Genomic DNA, 22039 nt, shown 5'->3' with positions numbered 1-22039 from the left:
CTTACTCGGCCGCGCGCTTCTTGCGCGGCTTTTTAGCGACGGTGATGGTTTTCACCTCGCTTTCCACCCAACCATCCTGCAGGCGGGTTTTCAGCAGTTCGCCGACCTGCGCCTGCTTGGTGGTTTTCAGCAGTTCGCCGCGCGGAGTTTGCGTCACGCTGTAGCCGCGCGCCAGCGTCGCCAGCGGGCTGACGGTCTCCAGCTGGCTGCAGGCCACGCCGAAACGCTGGCGGTAGGCGTTGAGCTGGCGCTCCATCGCCTGCTGCAGACGGTATTCCTGCTGCTGCACGCGCTGTTGATAGCGGTGAATGCGGCCCTGCGGCTGTACCTGCGCCAGCCGCTGCTGGACGCGTTCGCTGCGGCGGGCGGCCAGGCGCAGCAGCTGCTGCATGCCGTCTTCCATTCGGCGCTGCAGCTTGAACAGCAGCGTCTGCTGGCGCGCCAGGCGCAGATGCGGATGCTGCTGTTGTAAACGGTGATGAATGCGGGTGAACTGCTGCTGACGCTGCGCCAGGTAGTAATCCATCGCCATCTCTAGCCGTTGCTGCTGCGACTGCAGCTGGCGCAACAGCTCGAGCTGATTGCGGCTCACCAGTTCGGCGGCGGCGGAAGGGGTCGGCGCGCGCAGGTCGGCGACGAAGTCGGCGATGGTGACGTCGGTTTCGTGGCCGACGGCGCTGACGATCGGAATGCGGCTGGCGAAGATCGCTCGCGCCACGCGTTCGTCGTTGAAGCTCCACAGATCTTCCAGCGAACCGCCGCCGCGGCCGACGATCAGCACGTCGCATTCGTCGCGGCGGTTGGCGGTCTCGATGGCGCGCACGATCTGCATCGGCGCTTCCGCGCCCTGCACCGAGGTGGGGTAGATGACGATCGGCAGCGACGGATCGCGCCGCTGCAACACCTGCAGGATATCGTGCAGCGCCGCGCCGCTGGCGGAGGTGATTACCCCGACGCGTTTGGCCGGGGCGGGCAGCGGCTGCTTGAACTGCTGATCGAACAGCCCTTCGGCGCTCAGGCGCTGTTTCAACTGCTCGAACTGTTGCTGCAGCAGGCCGTCGCCGGCGGGCTGCATGCTCTCGGCGATCAGCTGGTAGTCGCCGCGCGGTTCATACAGCGTGATGCTGGCGCGCACCAAGACCTGCTGGCCGTTTTGCGGCCGGAAGGTGACGCGGCGGTTGCTGTTGCGGAACATCGCGCAGCGCACCTGGGCGCGGTCATCTTTCAGCGTGAAATACCAGTGGCCGGAGGCGGGCTGGGAGAGGTTGGAGATCTCGGCGGAGAGCCAAATCTGCCCCATTTCCCTTTCCAGCAGTTGGCGAACCGTCTGATTCAGGCGGCTTACGGTAAAAATGGAAGGCGAAACAGGTAGCGACATGTGACCCAGATCAAATTTCAAAACAATCACTTAATTGGTCGATACTACATGGCTGAAAAAGGTAATCAAGACTTTTTGTAAGAAAGTGCTGGAGGCAACCGATTCCGCTCTGTATAATGCCGCGGCAATATTTTATCTTTTTCACAGCCCACCCTGGTGAGATATTGCCCATGCTACGTATCGCTAAAGAAGCTCTGACGTTTGACGACGTCCTCCTGGTTCCAGCCCACTCCACGGTTCTGCCTAACACCGCAGAGCTCGGCACTCAACTGACCAAAACCATCCGCCTGAACATCCCTATGCTGTCCGCAGCCATGGATACCGTTACCGAATCCGGCCTGGCCATCGCGCTGGCGCAGGAAGGCGGCCTGGGCTTCATCCACAAAAACATGTCCATCGAGCGCCAGGCTGAAGAAGTCAGCCGCGTGAAAAAACATGAAAGCGGCGTAGTCACCGACCCGCAGACCGTTACCCCGGCCACCACGCTGCAGGAAGTGAAAGAGCTGACCGCGCGCAACGGCTTCGCCGGTTATCCGGTCGTCACCGAAGACAACGAGCTGGTCGGCATCATCACCGGCCGCGACGTGCGCTTCGTGACCGATCTGACTCAGCCGGTCACCGCGGTGATGACGCCGAAAGATCGCTTGGTTACCGTGAAAGAAGGTGAAGCGCGCGACGTGGTGCTGCAGAAGATGCACGAAAAGCGCGTAGAAAAAGCGCTGGTGGTGGACGACAGCTTCCATCTGCTGGGCATGATCACCGTTAAAGACTTCCAAAAAGCGGAACGTAAGCCGAACGCCTGTAAAGACGAGCACGGCCGTCTGCGCGTGGGCGCGGCGGTCGGCGCCGGCGCCGGCAACGAAGAGCGCGTTGACGCGCTGGTGGCGGCGGGCGTTGACGTCTTGCTGATCGACTCCTCGCACGGCCACTCCGAAGGCGTGTTGCAGCGCATCCGCGAAACCCGCGCCAAATACCCTGATCTGCAGATCGTCGGCGGCAACGTCGCGACCGCGGCGGGCGCCAAAGCGCTGGCTGAAGCCGGCGTGAGCGCGGTGAAAGTGGGTATCGGCCCTGGCTCTATCTGTACTACCCGTATCGTGACCGGCGTGGGCGTACCGCAGATCACCGCCATCGCCGACGCGGTGGAAGCGCTGGAAGGCACCGGCATTCCGGTTATCGCCGACGGCGGCATTCGCTTCTCCGGCGATATCGCCAAAGCGATCGCCGCGGGCGCCTCTTGCGTGATGGTCGGCTCCATGCTGGCGGGCACCGAAGAATCTCCGGGCGAAATCGAGCTGTATCAGGGCCGTTCGTTCAAATCTTACCGCGGCATGGGCTCGCTGGGCGCGATGTCCAAAGGCTCTTCCGACCGTTACTTCCAGACCGATAACGCCGCCGACAAACTGGTGCCGGAAGGTATCGAAGGCCGCGTGGCCTATAAAGGCATGCTGAAAGCCATCGTGCACCAGCAGATGGGCGGCCTGCGCTCCTGCATGGGCCTGACCGGCTGCGCCACCATCGACGATCTGCGCACCAAGGCGGAGTTCGTGCGCATCAGCGGCGCCGGTATTCAGGAAAGCCACGTGCACGACGTGACCATCACCAAAGAGTCGCCGAACTACCGCATGGGCTGATGCCTTAACCTCTCCTGAGTGAGAGGCCGGGGTGGGGCGCTAAGCCCCATCCCGAAAACATACATTTTCGCTCTTTTTCTCTTGTTGCTGGAATTCGCCTCACATGACACAAAATATCCATAAGCATCGCATCCTCATACTGGACTTCGGTTCGCAATACACCCAACTGGTCGCCCGCCGCGTGCGCGAAATCGGCGTTTACTGCGAACTGTGGGCCTGGGACGTTAGCGAAGAGCAGATCCGCGAATTCAACCCAAGCGGCATCATCCTGTCCGGCGGCCCGGAAAGCACCACCGAAGCCGGCAGCCCGCGCGCCCCTGACTACGTGTTCAACGCCGGCGTGCCGGTGCTGGGCGTGTGCTACGGCATGCAGACCATGGCGATGCAGCTGGGTGGCCATGTGCAGGGCTCCAACGAACGCGAGTTCGGCTACGCGCAGGTGGAAATCGTCAACGAGAGCGCGCTGCTGCGCGACATCGAAGACGCCATCAGCCCGGCCGGCAAACCGCTGCTGGACGTGTGGATGAGCCACGGCGACAAAGTGACCGCGATCCCGTCCGACTTCGTGACCGTCGCCAGCACCGATACCTGCCCGTTCGCCATTATGGCCAACGAAGAAAAACGCTTCTACGGCGTGCAGTTCCACCCGGAAGTGACCCACACCCGTCAGGGCCAGCGCATGCTCGAGCGCTTCGTACTGGACATCTGCCAGTGTGAGGCCCTTTGGACGCCGGCCACCATCATCGAAGATGCGGTTGAGCGCATCCGCGAGCAGGTGGGTGAGGACCACGTGATCCTCGGTCTGTCCGGCGGCGTTGACTCCTCCGTCACCGCGATGCTGCTGCACCGCGCCATCGGCAAGCGTCTGACCTGCGTGTTCGTCGATAACGGCCTGCTGCGCCTGAACGAAGCCAAGCAGGTGATGGAAATGTTCGGCGACCACTTCGGCCTGAACATCGTGCACGTCGAGGCGGAAAACCGCTTCCTGACCGCGCTGGCGGGCGTCGACGAGCCGGAAGCCAAGCGTAAAATCATCGGCCGCGTGTTCGTTGAAGTGTTCGACGAAGAAGCCTGCAAGCAAGAGCAGGTGAAATGGCTGGCGCAGGGCACCATCTATCCGGACGTAATTGAATCCGCCGCTTCCGCCACCGGTAAAGCGCACGTGATCAAGTCGCACCACAACGTGGGCGGCCTGCCGAAAGAGATGAAGCTGGGCCTGGTCGAGCCGCTGAAAGAGCTGTTCAAAGATGAAGTGCGCAAGATTGGCCTGGAACTGGGCCTGCCGTACGACATGCTGTACCGTCACCCGTTCCCGGGCCCGGGTCTGGGCGTGCGCGTGCTGGGTGAAGTGAAGAAAGAGTACTGCGATCTGCTGCGCCGCGCCGACGCCATCTTCATCGAAGAGCTGCACAAAGCCGATCTGTACAACAAAGTCAGCCAGGCGTTCACCGTGTTCCTGCCGGTGCGCTCGGTCGGCGTGATGGGCGACGGCCGCAAATACGACTGGGTGGTCTCCCTGCGTGCGGTGGAAACCATCGACTTCATGACCGCGCACTGGGCGCATCTGCCGTATGACTTCCTCGGCCGCGTCTCCAACCGCATCATCAACGAAGTGGACGGCATCTCCCGCGTGGTGTACGACATCAGCGGCAAGCCGCCGGCGACGATCGAGTGGGAGTAATCCCGCGTCCGGCGTAGGCTGGCGTCAGTGAACCGCACATGAGAACCAAACCCGCTTAACGGCGGGTTTTTTATGCCCGATGTTTGGCGCCCTATGCCGTAGACGGCTTCCGAGCCGAAAGGAGGCCGTGATTGAGAGAGGGGCGAACGGAGAGGACAGCCCCCTGCGCTTTGCTTACGGCTCATTTCCTGAGACGCGGCGTTTCCATCTCGGCTTTGCGCCAATCCGCAGAACGGTATTCTGCAACCACGCGCACGTTGCCGGCGCGATGATATCGTCGGATAACGGGGCTTTATTCACCGTATCCGCCGGGCCGCGGTATTAAAATGAATTGCCGTATTGAGGCGCGTCGACTCATCGGCATCGGGCGATGGCGTAGCTAATTAATTCTCTGCGAAAATTAAAGGACTCCGCGCGCCCTTTTATGGGATTTTTCTTAAAGACTTGGTCTGACGAATAAATATATCAGAAGGATGCGGTGAATTAGTCTATTTCTTATTTTATAAATCTTTCTTTCTGTTTTTATTGGGGAAATCAGCGGTTTCATTGTTTTTAATAACCCTTCTCAAGGGCGAGCCCTACGTTTTATCGGCATTCATTGCTTGGGATTGAAATTCTAATTATATGATTTTTATTATCTTTTAATTATTGTCGTAACATAAAGTGCGAACTGTGTAATTATCTGGCATTTGATATTTTCTAAGCTATCTACATAGGCTACTCTAAATGTAAGGGTATTAAAATGCACCGCCGAGAGGGAGGCAAACGATTTATCAACGGATGCCAGGATATGCTTTCTTTTGACTGCTTAGTTGCACAACGTCAGGGTGGATATTGGTCAAGATGAAAGAGACAGGAAAAGCCTTCACCAGGGAAAAGCTTTATAAGAATTATACCAATAACGTCACAAGGAGGGTGTCTACCCAAAAAGAAGAATCTCTTTGTCAATCAACTATGAAAGGTTCATCGTTTTTCACATTCTAATCCTAATTGCATGATTGCGGCAGCGCTTTGTTTTTCATTTTAATGGATAAAAGCCCAATGAGCAGGTTGTCTGAGGGTGGGTTTTGTTAGGGCATGGATGTCATTATGAGTTACCAGCATAGTATCGTGGTCGAGCTAGTTAATTTGATCGAGATGAATATACAGCATGATCTCTCGATAGAAAAGTTATCGGATTTGTCTGGTTATTCGAAATGGCACTTGCAAAGAATGTTTCAGCGTTATACGGGAATGAAAATAGCGACGTATATCAGAAATAGGCGTCTGAGCAAGTCTGCCGTCATGCTCAAACAGTCTGATTTAAAAGTATTGGAAGTGGCTACTGCTATCGGCTTTAGCTCCCAGCAGGCTTTTAGCCGCGCCTTTCAACGCTTTTTCGGCGAAAGCCCAAAGGACTTTAGAACGAGCCAGGAATGGGACTTTTCCAAACATCTCCCTCCCTTTTTAATACAAAATCCGTCAGCCTATCATTTTATCGAAATGCCCAAGAACATATATCTGCTTAAGGGATATAAGTTTTTTCTCTATCATTCGATGAATGCTTCCAGCTCTGGAGGAGAGGAACGACAGAAATACGGCAGCCGCACAGGGAAAAATACCGATACGTCAATGCGCACGGTAAAGTTGGCTTCATCCGGTTGGGAAGTAACGCTCAGCAAAGGGTACTACGAGACACGCAATCTGACGTTGATAAGAGGGCAGTACTTATTGTTCGAGTTTAATGGCAGATTGAACGAATACCTGGTTTTTTTTGACAGCATCTATGACGCCTATCTTCCTTTGCTTGGCGTGCGAATAAGAAACGGCTTTTTAATTGAGTTGCATAAAGAAAAGAATTTTCAATACGCGGAAATTAACGTCAAGGTGTTGATTTATATTGGCAAGTCTTGACGTTATTCGGGCAGTAAAAAAGAGGGATTATCCCAAGGAAAAGGAGGTGCTTATCAGGGTGATTAATTAGCGCTCGGGCTGTTGCCGTTTTTATCTCTATCGGTTTTAATTTTAAAAGGAAGTCAGTTATGACTAGTTCTAGTTTGAACACGTTCCCTGTGGGCTATGAGTATGTCAATTTTGTTAATTGGTCAAAAGAAATCTCCGGCAATCATATTCTGACCTGCTATCCACAAAATACGGATGAGCTCTTGGCCGTAATTAACTGGGCGCATGAGAATAAATATTGCGTGCGTCCGGTTGGCATCAAGCACAACTGGTCCCCGCTCGTTATTGCAAACGGGGAGGATAACAGCAATGTCGTGCTGATCGACCTCACCAGGAAATTCAAAAACATCTCAATCAATAAAGTGGGAGAGCATGGATACGTCACCGCGCAAACGGGGGTGACAATGCAGGCTTTGCTCACTGAATTAGAAAAAAAGAAACTCGGCTTTTACGCGACGCCGGCGCCTGGCGATCTGACCCTGGGCGGCGTGCTCGCCATCGGCGGCCATGGAACCTGCATCCCGGCAAAAGATGAGCCTCTGGCTGAGTTTGCCAGCTTTGGTTCCGTGAGCAATAGCGTGGTGTCGCTAAAAGCTGTCGTCTGGGATCAGGCGCGGTCGAAGTATGAATTAAAGGAGTTTACGCGTGATAATGCGGAGAGCTCGGCATTCCTGGTGCATGTCGGCCGGGCTTTTATCAGCGAAGTGACGCTGCAGGTGCCGCGCAACCGGCGTTTACGCTGTCAAAGTTATGTTAATGTCACCGCGGCGGATCTTTTTTCCACTGCGAGCACGACAAAAAATACCTTCAGCCATTTCTTGGATCTGTGCGGGCGCGTTGAAGTCATCTGGTTCCCGTTCACGGAAAAACCATGGCTGAAAGTGTGGAAGCAAGAAGACAGCTTCCCAAAAGTGTCAAAACCGGTTAATGGTCCGTTTAACTATCCGTTCTCGGATAATTTGCCGGTTAAAATTTCCGATATCATTAAAAAAATCAATAATGGCCATCCGGAGCTGACCCCGACACTCGGCAAGGCGCAGATGGAGTTGGTCAGTATTGGTTTAGGGGCCACCGTGTCGGCGGATCTGTGGGGGTGGAGCAAGGATCTGCTGTTGTATGTGAAGCCGACAACGCTGCGCGTGACGGCCAATGGTTACGCGATAATCACGAAGCGGAGCAATATTCAAAACGTATTGCACGATTTCACGAAAAAATATGAAGACATGGTGGCCGATTACCAGCGCAAGAATTCATTTCCGATGAATGGCCCGATTGAAATTCGCGTCACCGGATTGGACAGTGCAAAAGAGAGTGCGGTGGCTAATGCCATTGCTCCCGATCTTTCGGCTATTCGTCCCGTTGAATCCCATCCGGAATGGGATGTCGCGATCTGGTTGGATATTCTGACCATGCCCGATACGCCGGATGCCAATAAATTCTACAGTGAAATGGAAAAATGGATTTTTAGCCACTATGCGGGCGACTATGCGACGGTTCGCGTAGAGTGGAGTAAAGGCTGGGGTTATACGTCACAGGCAGCGTGGCAGGATAAAACCGTACTCGAAGAAAACATTCCGCGCAGCTTTAATGCCGGGGCAGGGAACAATGACAGTTGGAATCATGCCTGCAACGTGCTGAATAAGTACGATCCGCACAACGTGTTCTCTTCTCCATTGACCAAAGCGGTTTTCAAACAGAAGAGTTAGTGAGTGCGTAATTGAAATAACCACCTGATTGGGCAGGTGGTTAGCATCATTAACCTTTCAGAGGGAGCCGCTTGTTTTCAAGCACCCCATTCTTTCTCGTAATGATATTCGATACGGCTTGCATCCCCGCCCAGCAGGGAGCCTACGGCTGCAACGCTTTTAAATGCCGCATAGCCAAGCGAGTCCGCGACATTATGAACGGCGTTCAAGCCAAAACCGATCGCGTTGAACCCTTGGCCTACGGAAGAGATCAGTCGGGTATTAAGCGCATCATTGGCCAATTTTACGGTATCAATGATAACATCGCCGGCAAATCCTGATACAAAGCTTGCCGTATCGGAAATAATCCCTGCACCAGAAACGATTTCGATCTCTGCAGTATTTAGCTCTTTCATAGTAAATCCTTTCAACTTTATCCCTATACCTCAGGAACGAAACGTAAAGCGTTTCGCCGCTTAATTCTCGCAGCCTCTGTGAATGACGGCTTGATGAGAATACGCTTAGATTAAAGAGGTCGGCGTTGAAATATGCAACTCATAACGCCGTCGCTAATATTAGGGTCGCACTTTTTGTGATGTTTCAGCAGTTTTGTGATTTTTTAAGATTATTATTACTTGTGGGTTTTGCCAACAAAGATTAAATCTAAATAAGCGCCGTATTGGGCTATGGATAAGATAAAAATAAACGGTGTCGCTATATATGGAGAGGTCAGGATTTGTTTAGGGAAGAGGCCTTATCGCACAGTCGTTCTAAATGGGCAGGAAAAGCATTGTTAATTGCAGGGTTGCCGGCCTGGGTCATCGCGGGCATATCACTTTCATTCGTCTCTGTGCTGATCATTTTCGTGACCTATGGCGGTTATACCCGGCGTATCAGCGTGGGCGGAGAGGTCACGACGCTGCCAAGATCGGTCAACATATTTGCTACTCAGCAGGGATTCATTGCACAACGCTTTGTCAATGTGGGCGATCAGGTAAAAAAAGGGCAGCATCTTTATCAGATAGACGTCAGCAGGGTGACGGATTCCGGCACCGTCAGCGCAAGCACGCGGCAGGCGATAGAAAATCAACTGGCGCAGGTCGATAGCATCATCGCCAAATTGGAGGCGAACAAGAAAACGACCCTGGTCAATCTGCAAGCGCAGATTGACCAATATAAACTGGCGCACAGCCAGTCCAAACAGATGGTCGAGAATTCACGCAACGGCGTTAACTTCATGCGCGAAACCATGAAAAATTACGATGAGTATCGCAGTAAGGGACTCATTAATCGGGATCAGCTGAATAACCAGGTTTACCTCTACTATCAGCAGCAGAGCACGTTCCACAGTCTCTATAACCAAAGCATTCAAGAGTCTTTGCAGATAACTAACCTGAATAGCGATCTCGCGACAAGAGCGTCCGATTTCGATAATCAAATCTCGCAATATCAATTTCAGCGTAATGATCTCCTGCGGCAGCTGGCCGAAGCGGACGCCAGCGGCTCGTTGATTGTCAATGCGCCGGCGGACGGGCGCGTTGAATCGCTCAGCGTGACGCCTGGGCAAATGGTCAATACGGGGGACAGCCTGGCGCAATTAATCCCCAGTAATCATGCCATCTATTATTTGGTTTTATGGTTGCCCAACAGCAGCGTGCCTTACGTGAGCCGAGGTGATCACATCAACGTTCGCTATGACGCCTTCCCGTATGAAAAATTTGGTCAGTTTCCCGGCGTGATCGAAAGCATCGCTTATGTTCCCGCATCGATTCAGGAAATGTCCACTTACAGCAGTTCGCCAACTCGACAATCGGCTGAACTGGTTGAGTCGTACTACAAAGTGCTGGTGGCTATCGATAACACGCAGTTCGGCTATCAGGGAAAGAAGCTGAACCTTTCAAGCGGCATGAAGGCGCAAGCCACGCTTTTCCTGGAGAAAAGACCCATCTACCAATGGATGTTCGCGCCATTTTATGACATGAAAAACAGTGTGTCGGGGCCACTTCGTGAATAAAGTTTATGAGAATATCGTTGGCAAGCTGAACCTGTCGCTCAGAAGAAAAGTGCCGCAGGTCTTGCAAACGGAGGCCGCCGAATGCGGGCTGGCTAGTTTAGCGATGGTATGCGGCTATTACGGCATGCACATCGATATGCTGTCGATGCGCCAGAAGTTTGATATCTCGGCCCGCGGCGCCACCCTGAGCTCGCTGATCGCGATCGCCGAGAATCTCAATTTGAAAACGCGGGCTTTATCCTTGAACCTGGATGAGATTCGCCAGGTGAAAAGGCCCTGCATATTGCACTGGGATATGAATCACTTTGTGGTCCTGGTCAACATTCGCGGTGGGCGGATAATCCTGCACGATCCGGCATTTGGCCGTCGGGTTATCGGCCTGCAGGAGTTTTCCCTTCATTTTACCGGAATCGCTTTAGAGGTATGGCCAAGCAGTGAATTCACGCCTGTGGTGCAGAAAAATCGCCTGCACTTTAGAAAACTGCTCAGCAATGTCACCGGTCTTAAAAGCGCGCTGGTAAAAATTTTCGCTCTGTCGCTGGTCATTGAGGCCGTCAACCTGCTGATGCCCGTCGGGACTCAGTTGGTGATGGACCACGTCATCCAGGCCGGCGACCATAATTTATTGGTCATTATTTGCGTCGGTTTACTGTTTTTTATCTTGTTCCGCACCTGCGTTTCGATGTTTCGCTCGTGGATCTCCATCGTGATGGGCGCGCTGATCGATATACAGTGGAAATCAGGGCTGTTTGATCATCTGATGAAGCTCCCGCTTGCCTATTTTGAAAAGCGCAAGCTGGGTGATATTCAATCGCGCTTTGGCTCGTTGGACGCTATTCGCACCACGTTTACCACCAGTATCGTTTCCAGCATCATTGATGGCATCATGTCGGTCGGCGTATTTATCATGATGTTCATGTACGGCGGCTGGCTGGTGTGGGTAGCCTCCGGCTTTACGGTCTTATATGTTCTGCTGCGCCTTTCGACCTATCGCTATTATCGGCAAGCGTCCGAGGAGCAATTGGTGAAGTCGGCGAAAGCCAGCTCACATTTTATGGAGACATTGTACAGCATCGCGACGCTGAAGTCGTTGGGGTTGGCGGGAACGCGTTCGCAGTTCTGGTTAAATTTAAATATCGATACGGCAAACGCCAATATTCGGGTGACGAAGCTCGATATGTTCTTTGGCGGCGTGAATGCATTTCTTGCGGCCTGCGATCAAATCGTTATCTTGTGGTTGGGCGCGTCTTTAGTGATCGACAGTCAAATGACATTAGGCATGTTTGTCGCTTTTAATGCCTATCGGGGGCAATTCTCCGATCGCGCGTCAAATCTTATCGATATGGTCATTCGGCTGCGAATGCTGAATTTGCATAATGAAAGGCTGGCGGACATCGTGCTTTCTACGACAGAGGAAGAAAAGCCCTATCGCAAGATATGCAATCCCAACGAGGCGGTGACTTTTGAAGTGCGCGATCTGCTTTATCAATATGACAGCCTTTCGCGCCCAGTGATCCCCGGGCTCAGCCTGCAGATCGCGGCGGGAGAAAGCGTGGCGATCGTCGGGCCTTCAGGCGTTGGCAAAACCACGTTGATGAAGCTGATGTGCGGGCTGTTGGAACCGACGGAAGGGCGTTTGTTTATCAACGGCATTAACATTCATGATATCGGCATTAATAATTACCGGGAGTGTATCGCATGTGTATTGCAAGAAGATAAACTGCTTGCCGGTTCAATTGCCGAGAACATATGCAGTTTTGATGCTCATCCCGATACGGAATTTATCGTTGAATGCGCCAAGCATTGCAATATTCACGACGATATTATGAAAATGCCGATGGGATATGAAACGTTGGTGGGCGAATTGGGGGGCAGCCTTTCCGGCGGGCAAAAACAGCGGGTTCTTATCGCCCGCGCGTTATATCGAAGGCCCAGCATTCTGTTTATGGACGAAGCCACCAGTCATTTGGATCTGGACAATGAAAAAAGGGTGAACGAAGCCATATCCTCGTTGAAAATGACCCGCGTTATCATTGCTCATCGGCCATCGACGATTGCATCGGCAGATCGGGTAATTACATTGCAACCTGTAAATGCAATAACGTAATTGCTTGATGAAATATAAAATTTTATATTTATTTCATCTTTAATTAAGATTTTCGTTATTGAGTTAATTTATTGAGCGTCTTATACCTAAAGCGTGAACCGACGGTTCATAAAAAGCAGTCTTTATTAATTGATTCTTTTTAGTGAATGGAGATGAAAAATGAGAGAATTAAATTCAACAGAAGTTCAGCAGGTGAACGGCGCAACGATTGGCCTGGGTCTGGCTATTATCGGCAAGGTTGTTAACAGCTGGGGAAACGCGTGGAATAATGCCTGGGGCGGTTGCACGCCAAAACCGCCGGTATGTAAACCTGAGCCGCCGGTTTGCAAACCAGAACCGCCTAAATGCGATTAATCGTATTTAGATAACGCCACGTAAAATGCGGCAGGCTTAATGTTGTATGCATTGAGCCTGCCTTATTGCTGGCGGATAACGTGCGCCATCGACGCAGTTAACCCGCCCCCTACTGCGTCAACAGCGCATGCAGCCTGGCCGGTTCCAGCGGCTTGCGCAGCACCAGATAGCCTTCTTGCTCGGCCTCTTGCAGAACTTGCGAGTTGAACTCGCCGCTGACCATGGCGCCGCTCACGTCCGGCAGGCGTTCGAATAAGGTCAGGGTAACTGATGACGAAAAGGGGGCGCTGGTAGATAGGGCGGATTCGTCTCGCTTGCCTATACCATCTTTTGTTTTCACAGAGGATTTTACTTTATATGGCTATGCTATTTTCTGCCTCGCTTCAATCATGAGGTTTGAAGCAGATTATTGCTTTTGGTCTAAATATAGACTACATTCAGACCTTAATATGATTGATAGCGCCTGGGGGCACGATGAAAGTAGAGACCATCAGCTACGTTAAAAAAACGCGGCCACGCTCGATCTTTCTGAACCTATCCTGGTCACGCAAAATGGGGTTCCCGCCTACGTGATAGAATCCTATGAGCAGCAGCAGGAGCGAGAGAACGCCATTGCTCTGCTGAAATTGCTGACGCTGTCAGAGAAGGATAAAGCGGAAGGGTGCGTGTTCTCAAAGGAACAGCTGTTGGATGGGCTTACGGATTAAACGTAGGACACTCAACGTTAAGGGGCTTCCTTTTTCAATTATAGATTTCTTAATTAAAACCCCCTAAACGTCTTTATGTGAAGATTCAAATTATGGGTGCTGAATTATTAAAGTACTCCTCCCAGGATTCACTCCATTTTTCATTTAGAGAGAATAGTGGTTGCCTTCCATTCTCATGATAATTAAGCCAAGATAGTTTCAGGATACTATCCTTTCTTAATTCTCTAGACATATTGTTCGCAGATATTTTTGGTCTATTAACATTAATCGCCATATGCTCATTAATTATTTTTGTTAATTCGGATGCATTGCTTTTCTTGAACCCTTTTGCTTTCCTTAGAACTAAAGAAACCAATATTATTGGTATGTATATAGTTCCATATATCTTTAGTGTGCCAATGTTTTCTGGAATTGCATTTATAAGGTTTTTATCAATAGATCTTTCAACTGATTTTTTTGTTTTGTTTTGATGGTTTGGCAATTGAAGGTGCTCCGTTGATGTAAAAAGATTTAGCCTAAGTTGACCATTATCTTCCTCCAGATCTAATATCGAATTTCTTACTGATCTATAATCAGATTTTGGAACTTCTATATACTGCAACTCATCGTTCTCATCTGATTCAATAATAAGTCCCAGAGGTGCATTCTTAGAGGACATTAGCTCAACATAGCAGCCATAGTCGAGGGTGTATAACGTATACTTTTTACCGACAGCATTTTTTGCAGAAACACCTTGCCTAAGAACGTGAATTACTCTCATATCATATAGATAATCTATCAGTTTATGATTCTTTTCATTGCTAATTAGGAAACCCCTAGATTTTCTATGCCCAATAACTTCGTTTATTATTCTGTCGAGTAGCGACACGGCTTCTGGCCTACTATTAAGGGCTGCGTGCTTGTTGACCTGAAACCATTTTTGGGCGGAGTTACGGATATGGAAAATAGATATTTTGTTTGCTAAAGCAGTCTGCGCAGCTAATGAAATAATATTTATGGCATCTCTTGGAACACCTTCAACTGCTCTTACATATTCGTCAAAAGCCGAGGTTTGAGTAAATACATCATTTATAAATAGGTTAGGCTCTCGATCGCAAATTGAGTTTTTATCGATAGCGCAAACATGGCGATGAAGTAGGTTTTTAAAGAAATTTTTGGCTGCATCGCTATCATTATCAAACACCATGTACTCATCTAAATTTATCACAGATGAAGCATCTGAGCCTAATTCTATACCAATGCTAGCACCAGTATTCATATCTACTTCCATGAAGTTGCATCTATGGGCAATAGCTGCAATTTTTACAGTAATGTTAGGAATTGGGTATAATATTCTTCTTAAAAGCTCAGCAAGGTAAGGTTGAAGGTCTAAAGGAATCTCTGACCATTCATCAATTAATATCCAAAGTTCCTTCTGAGGCAACATTGAAACAATGTCGTTAAGTTTTTTTGTTATTGAGTTAAAATGAATTCTTAAAGTTCTTTTTCCTGTGGTTTTTATTCTTTCTGAACTCCCTATGGCAGTGTTTTTTGTGATTTCTATTCCTGAGGAAATACTTTTCAATGATGCATTTGATTTAATTGATAAATTATTTGATATGTTATTTGATGAGCCAATTTCCTCTTCCGATGTACCTTCTATGTTCAATGCGGTTGCTTGCTCAAGAAAGTTGTTTAATAATTCCGCTATCTCTGTTGTTTTATCTATTTCGTTTTCAAATATATAATCTAGAATAACCTCGTGAATACTACACAAAGTATCTGAAAGCAGTCTCGTTGCCCTTTCGCTTAAGGGGATGTTTTGATCTGAAAATATCCCTCCTGTTGAGCCTATTAATCGCATGTCAATAGGTACGCTGATAATTCCGCGATTAGATATTTCATTGTTAAGTACTGCTAAGAAGTGTGTTTTCCCCGTCCCTCTGCGCCCAAACATTATTTGATTATCTGTGCTTGAAAGTAATGTATATGTAGGGCCAACATCAACGAAGGACTTGATCAGATGCTCTGTTTGTAACTTTTCAGCTCGTTTAGCTAGTCTCATTATTATTGAGTTGATATTTCTCATAATTTCCCGCCATTTTAATCTGGTAGTCTTTCCGTGGCTCAGTCAGAGATTGCAAGTAAAATGATTATTTGACCTAAGCTATCATTTTTCTACCTACTTACAAATGTCAATGATTATAGTGTTCATTTGTTATTATTTTTTTTGAAACCATATCTGATGTGTTTATTTAATATCACTATAATCTATTGATAAAGGAGGTATGAAATAAAATCTTTATATTATTAGTCTGCATGCAGTGTTTCAGGAGGTGCCAAACACCCTTAACCAGCCCCCCACTGCGTCAACAGCGCATGCAGCCTGGCCGGTTCCAGCGGCTTGCGCAGCACCAGATAGCCTTCCTGCTCGGCCTCTTGCAGAACTTGCGAGTTGAACTCGCCGCTGACCATGGCGCCGCTCACGTCCGGCAGGCGTTCGAACAACGCTTTGAGGATGTCGAAACCGCTCTCGCCGGAGCGCAGGCGTTGATCGCACAGCACGGCGAACGGCGTAAAGCCGTCGTCGACGATGGCGAAGGCTTCCTCGGCGGAGGCCGCGCAGCGCACGGTGATGCCCCAGGTGCTCATCAGGCTTTCCCAGGCGGAGGTCACCAAAGGATCGTCGTCCACCACCAGGCAGGATCCCCGCAGCGGCGCGTAGCGGGTGGGCGTGGCGGTGTTGTCGTACGTCGCCGCGATCTCCGGCGCTTTGTCTTCGCCGAGGTATTGCGCAAAGCGCATCCAGAAGCGCGAGCCTTTGCCTTCGACGGAGTGCATGCCGTACTTCACCTTCATCAGCTTGGCGCAGCGCGCTACCACCGCCAACCCCAGCCCGTGCCCGGCGCTGTCTATCTTCCACGCCAGCTCGGGGCGGTAGTAAGGGGAGAAGATTTTGCTTTTCTCTTCGTCGGCGATGCCTACGCCGGTATCCCACACTTCCACCAGGCACTCGGCGCCGCGCGGGCGGATGGCGATCAGTACGCCTCCCCGTTGCGTGTAGCGCAGGGCGTTTTGGATCAGATTGATCAGCGATTGCCGCACCAGCAGCGGATCGCCCATCACGCTGATGCGCCGCTTGGGTCGCCAGGTGCGCAGCGCCAGCGAGCGGCTGTTGGCCTCTTCGCGGAACAGAGTGATCACTGAGTCGAGCAGGGCGCCGATATCCACATGGGTGGCGGCGGTGCGCACGTTGCCGGATTCGATCTTGCTGAGATCAAGCAGCGAATTGAACATCAGATGCACCGAACGCACGCTCTGCTGCAGATCCAGCAGCTGCGGCGTCAGGCTGTCGTCCCGGTTTTTGTGGATGATGGCTTCGATCAGAAAACCCATGGCGTGCACCGGTTGGCGCAGATCGTGGCTGGCGGTGGTCAGGAACTGGTTCTTGTCCAACAGCGCCTGTTCCGCCTCTTCTTTGGCCTGGCGGAACTGCTCCGCCAGGCGCGAACTTTGTTCTTCGAGCAGCGCTTGCTGAATAAAGAACGCATGTGAGGTTAACGCGTGGCGATAAATGGCGAAGCCGTACAGCAAGTTCAGCATCAGCACGATGAACATCACGTCTTCCAGCCGCCAGATGATGCCGAGGTTCAGCAGCCCCCAGGAGGCGAAGAAAAAACGCGTAAAGGTGCTGATGACGGGCGTCAGATGCGTTGCGTTGGCGGCGACGATCGCAGCGATGCTGATATTGAGCAGCAGGAAAAAGTCAAAGTTATGGGTCTGCGGGGTAATTAAATAGAGTGAGGAGATCCCCAGCCCGTGAATAAAGGCCACCTTATTAATGCGCGGCAGCCAGCGGCGCAGCACGGTGTCTTCATCATTTTCTTTGGCCTCGCGCAGGTAGCGCCGATGCCATATTCTGATCGCCACGGCGCATAGCAGGTAAACCATGATCCAGGCGATGGTTGGGCCAAGCTCATCCCCCAGCAAATAAATCCAGATGGCGAAAGGGATGCCGACGAAAGGTACGGCGGTAAAGCTGAACACCAATCGCATGAAGGTGTTGTCCAGCAGGCGGATCTGCGCGCGTGGCGAGATGCCATCATTTTGTAAATTCTGGAAAAACCTCATTGCGACGGCTCCCGTTTGCCGTGCAACAGCGTAATGGCTTCCACCCGGCTGTTGACGCCGATTTTTTTCAAAATATTGCTGATGTGTTCTTTGACGGTGGGTTCGGAAATAGACAGCTGCGCGGCGATCCTTTTATTGGGCAGGCCGCGCATCATCATATTTAATACGTCAATTTGTCGCGGGGTTAAATTAAATTTTTTTAAATGCTCTTGGTTGCTTTTAACGGCGAATTCATTCCCCTCAGGAAACCATTCCTGATTATCGTTCAGTGCAAAGACCGCCTTGGCGAATAATTCAGGAGGTTCGTTTTTTAATACAAACCCATGCCCGCCGGCAGTGTGCACTTTCTGCCAGATATCGTTATTCTCGTCGCCGCTCACCACCAGTATTCGCACCTGGGGATAAAGCTGTTTGACTTCCTTGAGTAATTTCAACGCCGTACCGGAAGAGAGCCAAAAATCGATCACCAGTAAACGCGGCGGGCCGTTTTCCCTAATATGACGGTAGCAATTCTCTTCTGTAGTCACCACATGCGCCTGTTTGAATCGGCAATGCGTGCTGAGAAAATTAGCGATGCCGCTTGCTACCAATGGATGGTCATCAACAACCAACGCATAATCCTGCCCCAAAGGATTCTCCTTTCGCCTTCAAATATCAGATAGGTCTGATGAATTATTATCAACCCTCCCTACTTTAGGAGGGTTTTTTCGTTTAGGAAAGGGAAATATATTATTCGAGGATTTGGATAAGAGAAAACATAAAGCCAATCAATAAATTCAACTGATTGGTTATAAAGGATAATTTATGAAGAAACCACTTATCGCTTTAACCGTTGTGATGATGCTAGCCGGTTGTTCCACCCTGAAAACCGATCAGGCCATTCCGCTGCTGCAGGCGGAAACCGCTAAAATGCTGGGCCTGGGCTCATCGGACGAAATTACCGTGACCAATGTCAATGGCGCACAGCCGGATGCGCTGGGCGGCCAAAAACTTTCTTATCGCGCCACCACGGAAAAAGGCCGAATTTTCGATTGTTCATCGCTGATGATGCCGGGAATTTTAGGCTCCGCGCCGTCGCTGAGCGCGCCGACCTGTACACCGGTAGTCACCCATAAATAATTCGCTGTGGAGGCGGTATTGCCGCTTCCTGGTTTTCCATCGTCGGAGCGCCAGCGCCGGGGGGCAATAAGCTTTTGCTTCGACGATCAATAAACCTGCGTGCGCGGAATAACGCCTCATACCTCCTCTAGCGCATTGAGTTTTCTTATAACAATACATTCCGCGACATCACGCTAACGAGTACGGAGATAGCCCGTGAATGACACGACATCGCATTCTTTAGCGGTTAAAACACCGCTTTCCAAACTTTACCTCGCTCTATTTTCCGCGCCGCTGTTGATGCTGGCGCCCGCCGATATCGCTCGCGCAGACGATGCCATTTTTGACGGCGACTCAAAAATTACCGAATCATTGGCCTACACCGGGGACGTTTACGTCGGCCGTAACCAAAGCGGCAACCTGCTGATCGAGAATGGCAAGATCAGCGCCTATAACATCAATATCGGCCGGATGTTCAACGGCCAAATTCATGACAGCGTAGTCACGGTCCGCGGGCCGAACGCCGAGCTGAACGCGGTGAACGATCAGTACGTGCTGCGCGGCGGCCTGAATCTGGGGCGGGGCACTTTGCGGGTTGAAGACGGTGCGCTGGCCAGCGCGAAAGAGATCGTGGTCGGCACCACCCGTGGCTATGACAGCCACCTGATCGCCACCGGCGCCGGTTCGCGCGTCACCAGCAATTTTCTCAGCGTTGGCACCGATCTGGGGGCCCGATCCACGCTGGCGATTGAAGACGGCGCGGTGCTGAACACCGCCTTTGACGCGCGCATCGGCAATGGCAGCGGCCCGGGTGAGACCGATACGCTGAGCCCGAAAGCCACGGTCACGGGGGCCAATTCCCAGTGGAACGTCGGCCGTGCGCTCACGCTCTACGGCGATCTGGACGTGCTGAACGGCGCTGCGGTTAACGTCGGTAATATTCAGGTGGCGGGCGTCTCGGGCGCGCGTAAAACCGCCGAGCTGACGATCGCCGGCAACGGCTCACGCTTTACCAGCGGCAGCAGCGTCAACGTCGGCGATTACGGCAACGGGGTGTTGGCGGTCATGGATGGCGGGACATTCTCCGCTGGCGGCAACGAAGTGGTGCTGGGCAAGACCGGTTCCGGCTCGAACCGCGGCGCGCTGATCATCGGTAGCCGCGGCAATATGGACACCGGCACCGGGTTGACCGAACCGACGCTCGGCGCGGCGGGCGCCGCTGGCGCCATCGATGCTCAGACGGCGATCGCCCTGCGGGGCGGATTGTTCCGCAGCTATGTGTACTTTAACCATACCGACGGCAATTACGTTTTCAGCAACAAGATGAGCGGCGAAGGGGAGGTGATCAACAGCGCCGGGCACACGACGCTGAACGGCGATCTCTCTGAGCTGCAGGCGAACGTCACCGCGCGCGGCGGCAAGCTCATCATCGCCAGCGACATCAATACCCAGAAAGAAGACGACATCTTCGAGATCCAAACCCTCGGCGCCGAGAACGGCGGCACGCTGATCCTTAACGCGACGGCGGGTACCGACGTCAATAACGGGCTGGGCTACAGCAGCGCCGCGTCGATCAAGGCCGGCGGCACGCTGGGCGGCAACGGCACGCTGGGCCAGACCGAGATCCAGTCCGGCGGCCATATCTCGCCCGGTGACGGCAATATCGGCACGCTGACGCTGAAACGCTACCTGAACTTTATCGGCGAATCCTTCTATGACGTCGATATCGCCGGCGACGGCCGCAGCGATCAACTGCTGGTGGCGGGCAAAACCACCATCAGCGATCGGGCCAAGGTGCAGGTGACGGCGCTGGATCCGCAAACCAGCTATAAAACCGGCCAAAGCTACCGCATTCTGACCTCGGACGGCGGCATTGACGGCCAGTTCGCGTCGGCGGTCTCCAAGTCTGCCTTCCTCGATGTGGCGTTGAAGCACAGCGCCAACGCCGTGGATCTGACCATTGCGCAGAAAGACACGGGCGGAGAAAACCCAGGCGGCGAGAATCCGGGTGGTGAAAATCCAGGCGGTGAGAATCCGGGCGGCGAGAATCCAGGGGGCGAGAATCCGGGCGGAGAAAACCCAGGCGGGGAAAATCCGGGCGGAGAAAACCCAGGCGGGGAAAATCCGGGGGGCGAGAATCCAGGCAGCGGCAAGCCGGGCATTTTCCAAACGGTGGCCGAGAGCGGCAACCAATGGAATACCGCCGGCGCGCTCTCGACGCTGGCACAGCGCGGCCCTTCGCTGGCGCTGTACAACTCGCTGCTGCTGCTGAGCGCGCCGGAAGCGCGCGAGGCGTTCAATCAGCTGTCCGGCGAAGTCTATCCGTCGATGCAGTCTAACCTGATCGCCGGCAGCACCCAGCTGTTCAACGTGCTGAACCAGCGCATGCTGCGCCTGTTCGACAACGACAGTCTGCCTATACCGCCGTTGGCGATGTCGCTGGTGCAACCGGCGCAGGCGCAAAACAGCGGCGTTTGGGGGCAAACCTTCAGCTCCTGGGGCAGAAACAGCGGCAACGGCAACGTGGGCAAGTTGGATGGCAACACCACCGGCTTCCTGTTGGGGGCGGATCGCAAGCTGACCGATCATAACGTGCGCATCGGCGGCTACTTCGGCTACAGCCGCGGCGATTATGACGTCGACAGCCGCCGCTCCAAGGCCGATACCGACAACTACCACCTCGGCCTGTATGCGGCCGGGCAGCAGGATGCGTTCTCGCTGCGCGGCGCGCTGGGTTACACCTGGCACAAGATTGAAGGCAAGCGCAACGTCGATTTCAGCGGCTTCTCGGATCGGCTGAAGTCGGATTATGACGCGAACTCGCTGCTGGCGTTCACCGAAGCGGGTTACCGTTTCGGCCAGCCGGAGATGAACGTCGAACCGTTCATCAACCTGAGCTACATCCGCCTGCATACCGACAGCTTCCAGGAGTCGGGTGGCGCGGCGGCGCTGAGCGTGCGCAATGAAACGATGGACACCTTCTACTCCACGCTCGGGGTGCGCGGCGTGACCGAACTGCCGAAGAACGTCAGCCTTTACGGCTCGCTCGGTTGGCAACATGCCTACGGCGATAAGAACACCTCATCGCGCATGGCGTTTGCCGGCAGCGACGCGTTCGTCACTCAGGGCCAGGCCGTGGATGACAACGTGATGGTGGGCGATATCGGTGTGAGCGTGAAGCTGTCGCGCGCTGCGACGTTGGATGTCGGCTATCAGGGGCAATTCGGCGCCGATACCCGCGTCAATTCGGTCAACGCCAACCTGCGCTGGTCGTTCTGATTTTTCCTCCAGACTTCTCTGGTACTTGCAGGCCCGCTTGATGCGGGCCTT

At 52.5% G+C, this 22039-nt stretch carries 15 protein-coding genes and 1 pseudogene; 10 read left to right on the top strand and 6 right to left on the bottom strand.

Annotated features, from left to right (window positions below; all coding sequences use genetic code 11):
* Position 1: 1 nt before the first annotated feature.
* Positions 2 to 1378 (bottom strand): exodeoxyribonuclease VII large subunit, encoded by a 1377-nt coding sequence (gene xseA / locus IMX17_RS21280; RefSeq protein WP_193550201.1) that lies wholly within the window; start codon positions 1376 to 1378, stop codon positions 2 to 4.
* 170 nt (positions 1379 to 1548) lie between these two features.
* Between xseA and guaB the strand changes: the two genes are divergently transcribed.
* The 4 genes from guaB (at position 1549) to IMX17_RS21260 (ending at position 8340) form a co-directional block, all read left to right on the top strand.
* On the top strand, positions 1549 to 3012 hold the full coding sequence (guaB, locus tag IMX17_RS21275; protein WP_004941460.1) for an IMP dehydrogenase: 1464 nt from the start codon (positions 1549 to 1551) through the stop codon (positions 3010 to 3012).
* A gap of 103 nt (positions 3013 to 3115) precedes the next feature.
* Positions 3116 to 4693, top strand: a complete 1578-nt coding sequence (gene guaA, locus IMX17_RS21270; RefSeq protein WP_021504498.1) for a glutamine-hydrolyzing GMP synthase — start codon at positions 3116 to 3118, stop codon at positions 4691 to 4693.
* Between the two features lie 1089 nt (positions 4694 to 5782).
* On the top strand, positions 5783 to 6586 hold the full coding sequence (locus IMX17_RS21265; protein WP_033644341.1) for a helix-turn-helix domain-containing protein: 804 nt from the start codon (positions 5783 to 5785) through the stop codon (positions 6584 to 6586).
* Positions 6587 to 6714: 128 nt separating this feature from the next.
* Positions 6715 to 8340, top strand: a complete 1626-nt coding sequence (locus IMX17_RS21260; protein ID WP_033644084.1) for a cholesterol oxidase substrate-binding domain-containing protein — start codon at positions 6715 to 6717, stop codon at positions 8338 to 8340.
* Positions 8341 to 8417: 77 nt separating this feature from the next.
* Here the strand turns inward: IMX17_RS21260 and IMX17_RS21255 are convergent, their stop codons facing one another.
* Positions 8418 to 8735: a hypothetical protein gene (locus IMX17_RS21255; protein ID WP_193550200.1), complete on the bottom strand. Its 318-nt coding sequence runs from the start codon at positions 8733 to 8735 to the stop codon at positions 8418 to 8420.
* A gap of 320 nt (positions 8736 to 9055) precedes the next feature.
* Here IMX17_RS21255 and IMX17_RS21250 point away from each other — a divergent pair, with 320 nt between their 5' ends.
* From IMX17_RS21250 to IMX17_RS21240, 3 genes are all read left to right on the top strand, one after another.
* Complete coding sequence (locus IMX17_RS21250) at positions 9056 to 10333, top strand: HlyD family secretion protein (RefSeq protein WP_033644082.1); 1278 nt, start codon at positions 9056 to 9058, stop codon at positions 10331 to 10333.
* Positions 10326 to 12440, top strand: coding sequence for a peptidase domain-containing ABC transporter (locus IMX17_RS21245; protein ID WP_342160202.1), 2115 nt, complete (start codon positions 10326 to 10328; stop codon positions 12438 to 12440). Before IMX17_RS21250 ends, IMX17_RS21245 begins: the two co-directional genes overlap by 8 nt.
* Positions 12441 to 12599: 159 nt before the next feature.
* Positions 12600 to 12794: a hypothetical protein gene (locus IMX17_RS21240; RefSeq protein WP_127897174.1), complete on the top strand. Its 195-nt coding sequence runs from the start codon at positions 12600 to 12602 to the stop codon at positions 12792 to 12794.
* Between the two features lie 109 nt (positions 12795 to 12903).
* Here IMX17_RS21240 and IMX17_RS21235 read toward each other — a convergent pair whose 3' ends face one another.
* Positions 12904 to 13134, bottom strand: coding sequence for a hypothetical protein (locus IMX17_RS21235; RefSeq protein ID WP_193550199.1), 231 nt, complete (start codon positions 13132 to 13134; stop codon positions 12904 to 12906).
* 134 nt (positions 13135 to 13268) lie between these two features.
* Here IMX17_RS21235 and IMX17_RS21230 point away from each other — a divergent pair.
* Positions 13269 to 13501: pseudogene (locus tag IMX17_RS21230) on the top strand (type II toxin-antitoxin system Phd/YefM family antitoxin).
* 85 nt (positions 13502 to 13586) lie between these two features.
* Here the strand turns inward: IMX17_RS21230 and IMX17_RS21225 are convergent.
* From IMX17_RS21225 to IMX17_RS21215, 3 genes are all read right to left on the bottom strand, one after another.
* Positions 13587 to 15569 (bottom strand): hypothetical protein, encoded by a 1983-nt coding sequence (locus IMX17_RS21225; RefSeq protein ID WP_193550198.1) that lies wholly within the window; start codon positions 15567 to 15569, stop codon positions 13587 to 13589.
* 260 nt (positions 15570 to 15829) lie between these two features.
* The gene (locus tag IMX17_RS21220) at positions 15830 to 17611 is read right to left on the bottom strand and encodes a hybrid sensor histidine kinase/response regulator (RefSeq protein ID WP_193550197.1); all 1782 of its coding nucleotides are present in this window, start codon (positions 17609 to 17611) and stop codon (positions 15830 to 15832) included.
* Complete coding sequence (locus tag IMX17_RS21215; RefSeq protein WP_046897740.1) at positions 17608 to 18240, bottom strand: response regulator transcription factor; 633 nt, start codon at positions 18238 to 18240, stop codon at positions 17608 to 17610. Before IMX17_RS21215 ends, IMX17_RS21220 begins: the two co-directional genes overlap by 4 nt.
* A 175-nt stretch (positions 18241 to 18415) precedes the next feature.
* Here IMX17_RS21215 and IMX17_RS21210 point away from each other — a divergent pair, with 175 nt between their 5' ends.
* Complete coding sequence (locus IMX17_RS21210; RefSeq protein ID WP_046897739.1) at positions 18416 to 18730, top strand: hypothetical protein; 315 nt, start codon at positions 18416 to 18418, stop codon at positions 18728 to 18730.
* 195 nt (positions 18731 to 18925) lie between these two features.
* Entirely contained in the window at positions 18926 to 21988 is a 3063-nt protein-coding gene (locus IMX17_RS21205) for an autotransporter domain-containing protein (protein WP_193550196.1), read from the top strand.
* The last annotated feature ends 51 nt before the right edge of the window (positions 21989 to 22039 follow it).

The sequence above is a fragment of the Serratia sp. X3 genome, assembly GCF_014982455.1.
GTDB classification, from domain to species: Bacteria; Pseudomonadota; Gammaproteobacteria; order Enterobacterales; family Enterobacteriaceae; genus Serratia; species Serratia ureilytica.
The sequence above is the reverse complement of the archived record's forward strand: the minus strand, read 5'-3'. Positions and strand labels throughout refer to the sequence as shown.